The following is a 13,609-nucleotide window of genomic DNA, read 5'->3' on the forward strand; positions in this document are numbered from 1 at the left end:
AACACAGTAAGCGCCTTTATCCGTATTGATAACGCTAAATAAGACTGTTTTTTTTAATCACTTATTGCGCTTAATTCACTTGCCACTTGTCATGCTACTAGCTAGGTGCGGTAACGCGAAAGTACTTCACCCAGTTCACGAGACGATTCAGTCAAATTCGCTACACCAACTGAAGATTGCTGTGCCACTTCTTTGATGGTATTGGATTGAGTTCGAATATCCGAAAGCTCACTTGCAATATCATTCGCTACCGAGCTTTGTTCAAGCGCCGAAGTCGAGATTTGAATACTCATATCGTTAATGTTCTGAGCAGAGTCGGCAATGAAGTTAATGTCGTCGCCAATGCTGGTAATAACGTCTTGGCTATTTTGAGCTTGATCCACGGTTTGAGCTGTAATGTTAGCAATACTGCGACTCTCGTTCTGAAGCTTTTCAATCATGGATTGAATCTCAACCGTCGCGGCCTGAGTGCGGCTCGCCAACGTTCTTACTTCATCAGCAACTACAGCGAACCCACGACCTTGCTCACCAGCACGCGCGGCTTCAATTGCAGCGTTTAACGCGAGTAAGTTCGTTTGCTCTGAGATGCCATTGATGGTGGTCACCACTTCACTAATCTGAGCCGTATTGTCATTCAGCGTTGAAGCGGAGTGAGAAGCTTGAGAGATAGAATCGGCCAATTGAGCAATCTGCTGAATGGCTTTTTGTACTCTGTCGCGGCTTTCATCCACTTGAGTTCGGTCTTGCTCTGTCTGATTGGTCGCTTGATTGGCAACTGATGCGACTTCTTGCGCCGACGCTGTCATTTCTTCCATCGCCGTCGCAACAGAATCAAGTGAAGAGTATTGATTATTGATTTGTGCTTCACTCTCTACCATGTCACGTTCAAACGAGCTTGACGTTTCCCCAAGCTTCGTTGAATTGCTTTTCACTGTGACGACGAGTTGAGAAAGTGTGTCCATCGCATCATCAAGTGCACAACCGATCGTACCAAATTCATCACGACCAGCATGGAAGCCAAGACGAGAGGTTAAGTCACCATCAGAAATCTTTAATGTTGTAGAGTAAAGCACCCATAATGCGCCACCAATAAAGGTTGCAACCCAATAAACAAATAGCGCGAAAGGCAGCGCCCATAAGTAACTTAATGCAAAGGAAGTACGAGCCTCGCTTAGCATCGCATCGTATTGGCCTGAAAAGTTTTCAGTGAGCTGATATGAGCCAGACTTATTTTGCCCGGTCACCGTCACTATGCCGTTGTTGTAGGTAGAAGGTGCTGTTCTAGAGGTTGAAGATAATCCTCTCAGTGCGGAAGTATCAACTTGCTCTGCTGCGAGCACGCCTGACAATTTGTATTCCGCGGCCATCACGGATTGAGTTTCAAATTGTTCGATAGTTTCTGAGTATCGAGCGGCAGACACGCCTGTCACGGCGATTAAAAATAGGGCAAAGATTACCCACATCTTGTCATTGATCGACATCTTTATGAACAGACGATCAACTGTTCGAAAATCCACTTCTTTCATTGCGGGCTCCATGCACATATATAGATGCGTATTTTACAAACTGCTCAGTAACATTTATGGGATCTACATCTCGTTTATCTGAAATGCAACAAAATGTTTCTCATTTGGGTGTGCGTAATGTCTCGTTTCTATTTTGAGCAGCTTTGGCGATATAGAGAATAATCATAGTAAATTACTGTCGAAATTGTCGCGGGCTTTGTCCATATTGTTTTTTAAAGCTGCGCGAAAAATAGTTGCTATCAGAAAAACCACATCGTTCGGACACGGTTTGAATCGATACCGCTAGATCATCACATAATTGTAGTGCGGCATGCTTGAGCTGTACTTCCCTGATGTATTGGTTGGGTGAGGTTTGTAGAAATTGGCGAAAAAGTCTCTCCATTTGTCGTTTACTAACAAAAGCAGCTTTTGCAATGGTGTCGCTGTTTAGTTGGGCATTTGAATAGTGCTGCTCTATGTGCACCATGGCTCGGCTAAGTGCCAAGGTTTGAAGGTTTTTTTCGTGCTCTTTACCTTGGTAAGCTCTCGAAAGGGTAATGATGAGCTGCTGCATTAAAGAAGCGAGCATGGTTTCAAATCCGTTCGGTGCCTGGTTGTACTCAGTATCGATCTGTTTGAGCAGAGACTTAACATGCTCAAGCTGTTCTGGGCTTAGAGTGAGTTTTGCTCGGTACTCACTATTTAGCCGAGCAATAGGGTCGACATTGAAAAGCGCCTGATACCCAGGGAGAAGCTTGAGCTGTGGCGATTCGAACAAAGGCGCTTTAGAGTCAAACATTAAGTCGACAATGGTCAGGCTCTTTACATCTTTAAAGCCGTGTTCAACTTCACCGTTGATGACAAACACGTCGCCTTTATTCAACGGGTATACATGCCCCGCCACTTCATGCATGCCTGAACCATCGAACACAATAAACAGCTCAGAAAAGTCATGCCGATGTGGGGCGAAATCATGGTCGTGATAGCCCGGCTCGTAAGCGAAACGAATATGTTTATGTTTCTGTAGTGACTTGAGCAGGTAAGTGGTCGTCATGTCGCAATAGTCCAGATAATTGTCGCTATATTAGTAGAAATGAAAATTCTAGAATTTTACTATGAACTCTTCAAGTGTACTTTGCTATTTAGTCCGCTGCAGTTTTCGACGTATCGATGGATGATTACTATGACGACCCAATTTCATACCCCATATTTTTCAAGATGGCCTCAGATTCAATCACGTATTTCAGCCGACCCAGTGATAGAAGCTCAGATCGCTTCTATTGTTGAGCAAATGACGCTAGAAGAAAAAGTGGGGCAGATGATTCAACCAGAGTTGCGTGCTATCACACCTGAAGAAATCGTAGAGTATAAAATTGGTTCAATATTGAATGGTGGCGGCTCATGGCCTGACGGGAACAAACATGCTTGCGCAAAAGAGTGGGCCGAAAAAGCAGACACGTTCTGGTTAGCAACAGAACGCGCCTTTGAGAGCCGACCATTTCGAATTCCATTTGTCTGGGCAACGGATGCCGTCCACGGACATAACAATGTTTTTGCCTCAACGGTATTTCCCCACAACATCGGTTTAGGTTGTGCCCGCGATCCAGAATTGATTCGCAAGATTGGTCGAATTACAGCCTTAGAGATCGCTGCTACTGGCCTTGATTGGACGTTCGCACCCACCGTTGCGACGCCGCGCGATCTGCGTTGGGGGCGTGTCTATGAAGGCTATTCTGAAGACCCTGAAATAACCTATGCCTACGCCGGTGAAATGGTCGTTGGCTTGCAAGGTAATAGTGAAGAACTTAAAGATGAATACCATGTCATTTCTAATGTTAAGCACTGGGTTGGCGACGGCGGCACACTGGCTGGCATTGACCGAGGTATAAACAGTTATAGTGAAGACCTGCTGAGAAATGTTCACGCAATGGGCTATTTTAGCGGGTTAAATGCAGGTGCACAGGTTGTGATGTCGTCGTTCAATAGTTGGGATGATGAGAAAAATTACGACCATAACTCTTCTATGCAAGGGGCATACAACAACAAGATCCACGGCAGCAAATATCTGCTAACGGATGTACTTAAAGAGCAAATGGGCTTCGATGGTTTCGTGGTTACCGACTGGAACGGCCACGCTGAAATCAGTAAGTGTGCCGACGAAGACGCGACGTACGCAATCAATGCAGGCAACGACATTCTCATGATTCCTGTTCGTGAGCATTGGCAAGCTGTTTACCATAAAACTCTTGCGGATGTGGCAAGCGGAGACATAAAGATTTCTCGTATTGATGACGCGGTTTTACGTATATTACGCGTGAAAATGCGAGCTGGATTATGGGACAAGCCACAGCCATCGAAACGCGCATTAGCAGGAAAGCAAAACGTCCTTGGCGCGAAAGAGCATAGAGAAGTCGCCAGAGAAGCAGTGCGTAAATCACTCGTACTGCTGAAAAACAAAGACCAGATTCTTCCTCTCAAGAAAAGCCAGCGTGTCATACTGACGGGCAGTGCCGCAAACGATCTAGAGAAACAATCTGGGGGGTGGAACCTTACTTGGCAAGGTGACGAAAATACCCTGAGTGATTTTCCTGGCGCAACGACGGTGAAGATGGGATTAGAGTCAGCACTTGGCTCTGAGAACGTCGTATTCGATCCAGATCTTACCAGTGATTTCAAGGCGGGTGATACGGCGATTGTTGTGTTTGGCGAAGATCCTTACGCAGAGATGATGGGCGATATTAAAGCTTGGCAGAGTTTGGAGTTCTCCAAATTAAAGCGAAGCTATGCAGCGGATTGCGAAAAAATAACCCGACTGAATCAAGCTGGCGTTAAAGTGGTATCGATTTTCTTTAGCGGAAGACCCCTTTACCTAAACGAAGAGATTGCTCGCTCTGATGCTTTTGTTGCCGCATTTTTACCGGGGAGCGAAGGCAACGGCATTATTGATGTGTTAGTTGCCAACGAAGAAGGTCAAGCAAACTTTGATTTTCAAGGCGTATTGTCATTCAGTTGGCCAAATAAAAAATCGAGTGCAACAGTTCACCGTGTGCCGACAAATATTCCTCAATATCAACTGCCGGACAATGAGCAAGATCCTCGAGGAGAGCACAAACCGTTGTTTGAGTACGGATATGGCTTGAACTATGGGGGTAAAGTTCAAGATCGCGACCTTGATAACATCGAATTCGATATGAGTGAGGAAACGGCGTTAACCCAGCAAACGCATATGTTTGGAGTTCAAGCTACCATCGGAGACTATGTGTGCAAGGTTGCTGATACTAGCAACCCTCAAGGCGTGGAAGTGTCGCGAAATAACCCTGTCGAACTTGCGAATGTATCAACGAGCCCGGTTAACTACCAGCAACAGCAAGATGCCGTGGAGTTACATTTTGAAAATGGTAACAGCGTCTTCTATGTCGAGTCATCGCAAGCTGAGGGTGAAGATCTTAGTCGTTACCAAAATGGTGTTATTTCGTTCGAGTTAAAGGTGTTAGAGCCAGCAAGCGATAGCCTGATTGTGACGCTAGCAGGGCCTTCCGATGATATCGATAACGCAACAAAATACGTGCTTAACCATTCGTTACTCAAAGAGGTGGGTGAGTTCACTCAAATTCAGGTGCCATGCCAACACTTCTCTGATGCGGGCGTGGATCTGACGAGCGTAAAAACGACGTTCTCTTTTGCCACTCGTGGAAGCTTTAAAGCGGTTATCGCGAATGTATGTTGGCAGGCTGAGTAGACTCGTTAGAAAAGACAAAAAGAGGCTTATAGATGTCCAACTTTATCGATAACGGCACACGATTTTCGCTGACAACGCCGACTGATCTTCCAAACTCTGCGGGCTACTTGTGGAACCGCCACATGATGATTCACATGAACTGCCAAGGTTATGCCGTTGCGCAGTACATGAATCCTGAGCCAAAGAAGTATGCGCATGTTCCTACGCTCGCGGCGACCAGCTTTATGCAGCCAGAGCAGCCGTATTTTGCGCACCATCCCGGTCGATTTTTCTACCTAAGAGATGACGATACTGGCGCGATGTTTTCTGTGCCCTTTGCGCCTATGAAAACAGAACCGGATTCTTTCAAATTTGAACCGGGTCTATCGGACATTCGCTGGCGTGTCGAGCACGATGGCCTGCATGTTGAAGTTAGCTTGTCACTCAGTGAAAGCCATGTGGTTGAACTTTGGAATGTTAAAGTGCTCAACGTACGCGAGAGCAAACGTAACATCTCGATCATTCCATACTTCCCTGTGGGTTACGCGTCTTGGATGAATATGGGCGCGCATTTTGATCATGATTTGAATGCGATTGTGTGTACCTCGATTACGCCATACCAAAAACTCGAACAGTACGAGAGGAACAAACATTTAAAAGACATCACTTTTCTTTCAGCCGATCGTACCCCAAGCTTTTATGAACTCAGCCAGCCCGCGTTTGAAGGACAGGGCGGTTTGCATAATCCTGATGCACTAAAAGGCGGGAAAAACTTAGCCAATGGCGACGCTATCTATGAAATGCCCACCTGTACGATGCAGTTTTGTGTCGCACTGGACCAAGAGGAAAGCCAAGAGCTTAACCTGATGTTTGGCCCAGCGTTAGATAAAGCGGAAATTGCCGAAGTAAAAGAAGCGCACAGTGGAGTTGCCCTATCTGAGCAGCAAGAAAACTATCAACGTTACATAGAGAAAGGAAACGGTGTACTAAACATTAAGACACCGGATGACACGTTCAATGACTTTGTGAACCACTGGCTACCGAGGCAGGTGTATTATCACGGTGACACCAATCGATTAACGACAGATCCACAAACACGAAATTACCTGCAAGACGGGATGGGCATGGCTTATGTGGATAGCTCGACAACGAAACAGGTCATTCTCACCGCGCTGTCTCAGCAAAAACTAGATGGTGAAATGCCTGATGGTGTGTTGTTAACGCCAGAAGCCGAGTTGAAATACATCAATCAAATACCGCATACGGACCATTCTGTGTGGTTAACCATCATTTTGGATGCGTACCTAAACGAAACGAACGATTGGGCCATTCTCGAACAATACGTTGGTTGGGAAGACAGCCACGCGACGGATACTGTACTAGAGCACATGAACCGAGCCATGAAGCATTTGGTGAGCGCTCGAGATCAACGCGGTTTGCCCTTCATCGCTCAAGGTGACTGGTGTGACCCTATGAACATGGTTGGGCCAAAAGGGATTGGGGTGTCAGGTTGGTTAACGCAAGCGCTTAGCTATGCGTTACAGGTTTGGATTGCCATTTCGAAAAAACATAATAATGCGGCGACCATCGAAGAGTTTGAATCGACCGTTGCGGAGCTAAAAGTCGCCACCAATGAGTACTTCTGGAAAGGCGATTGGTACGCACGTGGGATTACGGATGATGGCGTCACGTTTGGTGTGCCAGAGGACAAAGAAGGCCGTATCTTCCTCAACACCCAAAGTTGGGCACTGCTCGCGGGGATCCCAACTCAAGAGCAGCAAGCCAAAATGCTGCAATCAGTCGACGAGCAATTGGATACGCCATATGGAGTGATGCTATATGCGCCGGCCTTTACTCAAATGCGAGAGGATGTGGGTCGTGTTACCCAGAAGTGGCCGGGCTCTGCGGAAAACGGCTCGGTTTACAATCACGCTGCTGCGTTTTATGCCGCCAGCCTTTACTCGATCAATGAATCGGATCGTGGCTTTAACGTGTTGCGTAAGATGATCAGTGATCATCAAGCTGAAGGGTTTGAGCGCCGTGGGCAGCTACCCGTTTACATTCCAAACTACTATCGTGGTGCTTATTATCAATTCCCAAAACAAGCTGGGCGCTCAAGCAACCTGTTCAACACCGGCACAGGCGCATGGTTCTACCGCATGGTGATCGAGCAGATGTTTGGTTTGAAAGGGTGCGATCAGGGGTTGAGAGTAGAGCCTAAGTTGCCGTCAGAGTGGGGTAACGTGTCGGCGACTCGTCAGTTCAGAGGCGCAACCTTTAACGTGAACTACGTGAAAGACAGTGAAGCGACATCAGCCTCGGTCAGCGTCAACGGAGAGTCATGTGACACAGCGATCATTTCCGATATTCAAACGGGACAGACATACCAAGTCAACGTGGTTGTTCCATAGATAAAACGATGTGAATTTGAATCGCCGATTCATTGTTTACGTATGTTATTTATTAACGTGATATAAGGCGAAGCAACGATGGTGGCTTCGCCTTTTTTATTCTGTTTAAACAAGGCTATCGCACAAATCAGTGCGGTGGTAAGAGAAAAAATCAAAGGAAATATACCGAAAGGTCGGGTAATCTACATCGACTCTAAATCAAGTGACCCATTATTCATGAACTACGAATCTTTTGACGACATTTATCATCGAGCTTGCCAACGTAAAGGGGGTGAAGCCGCGCTCGAATCTCTTTTGCTAGAACCATTGAGCCATGCTCAGTTGGCGTCTATTTCGGATGATCGATTCCTGGCTCAGTTTACCAAGTCAATTTTTCAGTCTGGTTTTGTATGGCGAGTGATACACAACAAGTGGCCTTCATTTGAGGAAGTGTTTTGGGATTTCAATATCGAGAAGCTGCTACTGATGCCAACGGATATGCTAGAGCGCAAAGCCCAAGACACGAGAATTGTGCGCAACTTTACCAAAGTAAAAACCATTCCTGCTAACGCACAAATGATTCGCAATGTTCAACGAGAGCATGGGAGCTTTGCAAAGTTCATTGCGAACTGGCCTGAAGACGACATCATCAATCTTTGGCTTTACCTGAAGAAACACGGTGAACGCCTTGGTGGAAATACTGGCCCTTACGCTCTTCGTCAAATGGGCAAGGACACTTTTATTTTGACTGGCGACATTGAAAGCTATTTAAGAGCGCAGAGTATCATTGAAGGTGGTTTGTATAGCAAACGCAGCTTGCTGGCGATTCAACGGGCATTCAACCACTGGCAAGCCGAGTCTGATCGCACCTTAACCGAAATCTCTCGCGTAATAGCCTATGGCGTTGGGGAAAACATCGTTCAAGCGTAACGGCGGTCACCAAGTCAGTGCTTGTTTTTCAATAACAATGAGTGCGCAACAGACCCTAGACATTGGTTGGTTTACGACGGATACGGAAGAGTCGACGCTCTTCCGTATTGATCATTTCCATGGGCTAAGGACTAAGGACTAAGGACGAAGGACTCAGAGCTAACGCGTGCAAAAAGCGAAGATGAGTAGGCTAGGGGACAAAGAAATAGCTAAAGTCACCTAAATCGTAATGACACCTTTATAGCGACAGTCTTGGCTGAATAAAGTCGATAAACGCTGAAATACGTTTGGCGACCGACGACGATTTATAATAAACAGCGTTAACCTGCTCTCGCCCAGTATCGAAGAATTTATCCTTTTCAAACAAAGAGACAAGACGGCCTTCTTCTATGTCTTTCTTCACCATAAATCCCGACAAGCACGCGATCCCATTACCAGACAATACAAGCTGCCTAACGGTTTCCCCATTGCTTGAAGTTAGGGTCGGAGTGAGTGACTCAAACCCTTTTAATGGCCAATGATTCAGTATTTTGGGCCCAGAAAACCCGATCGTTTCATGGGTTGAAAGGTCGCTCGTTTGTTTTGGTAACCCTCGACGAGCAAGGTAATCAGGTGAGGCGACGATGTAGAGTGGGCTTTTACCCAGTGCTCTTGCGTGTAGGGTTGAATCGTTGAGTTTTCCAATACGAATCGCCAGGTCTGTTTTCTTCTCGATGAGATCAACGAACCCTTCATTTGAGGTGAGTTCGAGTTGAATGTCGGGGTAAGTTTGTTTGAACTCTTGAATGAGAGGAATCAACTGGTGAAACACAAACGGGCTGGCTGCGTCCACACGTAAGCGCCCTTTAGGCAACTCACCGCGAGAGATGATCTCTTCTTCCGCGCGCTGAATCTGCACTATGCCTGATCGTACTGACTTAACGAATTCCCTTCCTTCGTCTGTTAGTTCGACTCGCCTTGTTGTGCGATTAAGAACAGAAACGCCGAGTGTTTTTTCGATTTTGCTAACGGCGCGAGAGACGCGAGCGACTTGCAGATCCAGAGAGTCGGCTGCCGCTGAGAACCCCCCACTATCGACAACAGCAAGTAAGATTTCTAAATCATCAGAGCGGGTCAACATAGGCGATCCTTTATCAAGAGTGATTGATTTCTATTATTGCATTTATAACAAAAGCCATTTGTTAAAAACACTATTTTTCACAATAGTTGATAGGCCCATAATTCTCCGCAAGAAAAGAGGCGAGTCGATTCAAGCCTCACCATTAAATAAAAACGAGAGAAAGTAATATGCCATTAGCACTTCTTGCATTGACGCTCAGCGCCTTTGCCATAGGAACCACAGAATTTGTCATTGTTGGTTTGATACCAACGATGGCTTCAGATTTAGCCGTATCGATCCCTTCAGCGGGTCTTTTAGTAAGCTTATATGCTCTCGGTGTGGCAATAGGCGCGCCGGTACTCACGGCTCTGACAGGAAAGTGGAATCGCAAATACGTGTTGTTGTCGGTCATGTCTTTGTTCGTTGCTGGTAATCTGTTGGCTTGGCAGGCGCCGGGTTATGAAACGTTAGTGATCGCTCGTATCTTAACGGGCTTAGCTCATGGTGTGTTCTTTTCGATTGGCTCCACCATCGCGACAGGATTGGTCGAGAAAGAGAAAGCCGCCAGCGCGATTGCCATCATGTTTACTGGCTTAACCGTCGCGTTAGTCACGGGCGTGCCTCTTGGTACATACATTGGTCAAACGTTCGGTTGGCAAGCCACATTCTTGATTGTTGCCGTGCTGGGTTTGATTGCCTTAATTGGCAGCGCGCTACTGGTGCCAAATAATCTCAAGCAGCCACCTGCTGCAAAGTTGTCATCGCAAGTTAAAGTTCTTGCTCAGCCTCGCTTACTGTTGGTGTATGCCATTACGGCTCTGGGTTATGGCGGTACGTTTACGGCGTTTACGTTTTTGGCCCCAATTTTGGAGCAAGTATCTGGATTTGGCTCAAGCGCGATAGGGTTGATCATGCTGGTTTATGGGGTGTCGGTTGCGATTGGTAATATCTGGGGTGGCAAAATGGCCGATAAGGTTGGCCCTATCAAAGCGCTGTCTATCATTTTCTCTGGCCTAGCCGCTGTATTGCTCGTGTTTAATGTCACCGCGGTGAATCCTATTGCGGCGGTCGTTACTATTTTAGTTTGGGGAGCGTTTGCTTTTGGGAACGTGCCAGGGTTGCAGGTTTATGTCGTGAAGCTCGCGGAGAAGCACACACCAGATGCTGTCGATGTCGCTTCAGGATTAAATATTGCGGCGTTTAATGTTGGTATCGCGCTGGGTTCATGGGGAGGCGGTCTTATCGTGGCAAAAGCGGGCTTAATGCATACGCCTTGGGTTGGGGCTGTGATTGTACTCATTGCGTTGGTACTCACTCGCTTGAGTGGAAAGTTAGATGAAAAATCAGCTCTTAAAGAGACTAACGGCGCGTGCATAGCAACGGAATCAAAAGAACTCAATTGCTCGGCGACCTAGCACTTTCGTCCATATTGAATGTTACCTAGATATGTATTTAACGTGAAAGCGCATGAAATAAGTATGGGTCACTCAAATGGCCCATATTCGCCAATGAAAATAGCCTACAATATTGTTATCTTTATCAATGGCACGGAATGCACATGTTCAACATTGTTCGTTGGTTTGACGAGATTTCAATTCAAAAGAAACTGATTACGATCTTTTCAATCCCCGTTGTACTGATGCTATTTGTTTCTATGTATGTGTATACCAACACTCAATCAATGGCTAATCATAACCATTGGGTTGCGCATACGCATAAAGCGATAGCAAGAGCGCAAGAACTGTTGACCTTAGTGGTAGACATGGAAACTGGCCAACGTGGTTTCTTAATCACGGGTTATGACCACTTTTTAGAACCTTATGACCGATCACTGCTCTTGTGGAATGAAAAATTAGACATCCTCTCTGAGCAAGTGAGTGATAACCCTCCTCAAGTAATAAGGCTCGCTCTCATAAAGAAACTGCACCAGCAATGGTTAGACACTGCTGGGCAGAAAGAAATTGTTCAACGGCTTAAGGTGAATCAAGGTCTTGCGGATATGCAAAGTGTCGTGCATCTCGTTCAGCTGGAGGTCGGGAAGGAAATTATCGACGCAATACGAGAAGAGCTAACTCATTTTATCGATGTTGAAGAGAAGCTCATAAACGTTCGAGTATTGGTGTCCGATCGATCTGCGAAGACGACATTCCTCGGCCTGATTATCGGCAGCATTCTGTCTGCTTTGGTGACCAGCTTTGTCGCTATTTGGTCTTCCACCCGCTTGAAACAGCGAATTCATACCCTACTCACGGCGACTAACCATATCTCTACGGGTAATTTAACGGAAGGAAAATTAGCGCTAGACCAAGGAGGCAAAGCCGTTTCCAAAGATGAGGTGGCCAAATTGGCTATGGCGTTTGGTGATATGGCTGAAAACTTGTATTCGAACGACAAAAAGTTGCGTGACTCTAACCAGATGTTAAAACAAGAGAAGGTAAAAGCGGAGTCGGCAGTCAAGGCGAAAAGTGAATTTCTATCGACAATGAGTCATGAGATTCGAACCCCACTGAACGGTGTTTTGGGCATTGCTCAAATCATAGAAAACGAGACCAAAGAAGCCACAACAAAAGCACATGCAGGTATTATTCTTAGCTCCGGTCAACACCTGCTCACTATCATCAATGACATTTTAGATTTTACGCGAATTGAAGAAAACAAGCTGGAACTGAAGCAAGAGCCATTCTCAATCGAACAGGTTACTTCACCGGTGTGCCAGACTTTAGAGCCGATGATAAAGGAGAAAGGCGTTGACCTGATGGTGCAAAATGAAGTGCCAGAAGATGTTGAGTTCATGGGTGATAGCGCAAGGCTTAGGCAGATTTTGTTTAATTTGGTCGGCAACGCGGCGAAATTCACCGAACAAGGGCATATCGTTGTTCGAGTGGCTCTAAAACAAAAGAATCATGAGTTACTGCTGTCTGTTATGGATTCAGGCTTAGGGATACCCGCTGGAGATCAAGTTAATATTTTTAACTCTTTTGAACAAGTGGATACGACCACGACTCGAAAATTTGGTGGAACGGGTCTAGGCTTAGCGATCGTCAAGAAACTGGTTCGGCTGATGGGTGGCAGCGTATCGTTAGAGAGCGAAGTGGGCGTTGGATCCTTGTTTACTGTTGTTGTTCCCATTGTATCGACGGTTTCCCGCGGCCCGGTGGAAATGAACAGCAATTCAAATCAAGAAGTACTTGATGTGAGAGGGCAGAGAGTTCTGATTGCGGAAGACAATACGGTGAATGCTTTCATTGCAAAACGGTTTTGTGAAGATCTCGGTTATCACGTCGATCTCGCTGAAAACGGCCTTATTGCGACAGAAATGGCGGCAGAGAAACACTATGATCTGATCTTGATGGATAACCACATGCCACAGATGAATGGCGTTGAAGCGACTTACTACATCAGGCAGACCCTAAAAAAAGATGTCACGATTTTTGCCTATACAGCGGATGCCTTTCAAGAAGCGCACGATGAGCTTCTGAATGCGGGCGTAGACCAAGTATTAACCAAGCCTCTGGAGCTGACGAGTTTCATCGATGCTTTTAACAGATTTTTGCCTAAATCTGAGCGCACCTAACGAGCCAGTTGGCTCTCTTCAATATCTTCAGACCATTCATTGGCGAGAAAATCAATGAATTGTCGAACGACGGGCAGTTGGTAACTGCGTGACAGGTACACTGCCCATAACACGCTGCTTGGTGCGGAGTAATCGGCCAAAATTCGCGTCAGTTTGTGTTCTCGTATTAGTGGGTTGGCTAAGTCGCAGGGCAGGCGAACAATGCCTTTCCCGTGTTGAGCCGCAAGAGATAAAACACCAATATCATTGGCCTTAATATTCCCGCTAATATCGACAGATTTTTGCTGGTTGTCTTTAGTAAATTCCCAAGTCGACGAATCAAGGTGCAAGAAGCAGTTGTGCTTGGTTAACTCTTCGACTTCCGTGGGTTCTCCTCTCTCTGCAAGATAGGCG

9 protein-coding genes are annotated in these 13,609 nt (G+C 46.2%); 5 read left to right on the forward strand and 4 right to left on the reverse strand.

Going from position 1 to position 13,609, the window contains the following annotated elements; genetic code table 11:
- Window positions 1–101: 101 nt before the first annotated feature.
- Together BCU12_RS01160 and BCU12_RS01165 are read right to left on the reverse strand one after the other, a co-directional pair.
- Entirely contained in the window at window positions 102–1,526 is a 1,425-nt protein-coding gene (locus tag BCU12_RS01160; RefSeq protein ID WP_102402577.1) for a methyl-accepting chemotaxis protein, read from the reverse strand.
- A 172-nt stretch (window positions 1,527–1,698) separates the two neighbouring features.
- On the reverse strand, window positions 1,699–2,559 hold the full coding sequence (locus BCU12_RS01165; RefSeq protein ID WP_102402578.1) for an AraC family transcriptional regulator: 861 nt from the start codon (window positions 2,557–2,559) through the stop codon (window positions 1,699–1,701).
- A gap of 120 nt (window positions 2,560–2,679) precedes the next feature.
- Here BCU12_RS01165 and BCU12_RS01170 point away from each other — a divergent pair, with 120 nt between their 5' ends.
- The 3 genes from BCU12_RS01170 to BCU12_RS01180 all read left to right on the forward strand — a co-directional run bounded on the left by BCU12_RS01170 (window position 2,680) and on the right by BCU12_RS01180 (window position 8,543).
- On the forward strand, window positions 2,680–5,244 hold the full coding sequence (locus BCU12_RS01170) for a glycoside hydrolase family 3 protein (protein WP_102402579.1): 2,565 nt from the start codon (window positions 2,680–2,682) through the stop codon (window positions 5,242–5,244).
- A gap of 32 nt (window positions 5,245–5,276) precedes the next feature.
- Entirely contained in the window at window positions 5,277–7,634 is a 2,358-nt protein-coding gene (locus BCU12_RS01175; protein WP_102402580.1) for a glycosyltransferase 36, read from the forward strand.
- Between the two features lie 216 nt (window positions 7,635–7,850).
- Window positions 7,851–8,543 (forward strand): DNA-3-methyladenine glycosylase I, encoded by a 693-nt coding sequence (locus BCU12_RS01180; protein ID WP_102402584.1) that lies wholly within the window; start codon window positions 7,851–7,853, stop codon window positions 8,541–8,543.
- Window positions 8,544–8,781: 238 nt separating this feature from the next.
- Here the strand turns inward: BCU12_RS01180 and BCU12_RS01185 are convergent, their stop codons facing one another.
- Complete coding sequence (locus tag BCU12_RS01185) at window positions 8,782–9,663, reverse strand: LysR family transcriptional regulator (protein WP_102402581.1); 882 nt, start codon at window positions 9,661–9,663, stop codon at window positions 8,782–8,784.
- A 167-nt stretch (window positions 9,664–9,830) separates the two neighbouring features.
- Here BCU12_RS01185 and BCU12_RS01190 point away from each other — a divergent pair, with 167 nt between their 5' ends.
- Entirely contained in the window at window positions 9,831–11,057 is a 1,227-nt protein-coding gene (locus BCU12_RS01190; protein ID WP_102402582.1) for an MFS transporter, read from the forward strand.
- Between the two features lie 143 nt (window positions 11,058–11,200).
- The gene (locus BCU12_RS01195; protein WP_198599218.1) at window positions 11,201–13,216 is read left to right on the forward strand and encodes a CHASE3 domain-containing protein; all 2,016 of its coding nucleotides are present in this window, start codon (window positions 11,201–11,203) and stop codon (window positions 13,214–13,216) included.
- Here BCU12_RS01195 and BCU12_RS01200 read toward each other — a convergent pair.
- A partial coding sequence (locus tag BCU12_RS01200; RefSeq protein WP_241909715.1) for a LysR substrate-binding domain-containing protein occupies window positions 13,213–13,609 on the reverse strand: 397 nt, incomplete at its 5' end. The two genes, BCU12_RS01195 and BCU12_RS01200, sit on opposite strands and share 4 nt — an antisense overlap.

It is taken from the genome of Vibrio sp. 10N.261.55.A7, assembly GCF_002877365.1.
Classification (GTDB): Bacteria; Pseudomonadota; Gammaproteobacteria; order Enterobacterales; family Vibrionaceae; genus Vibrio.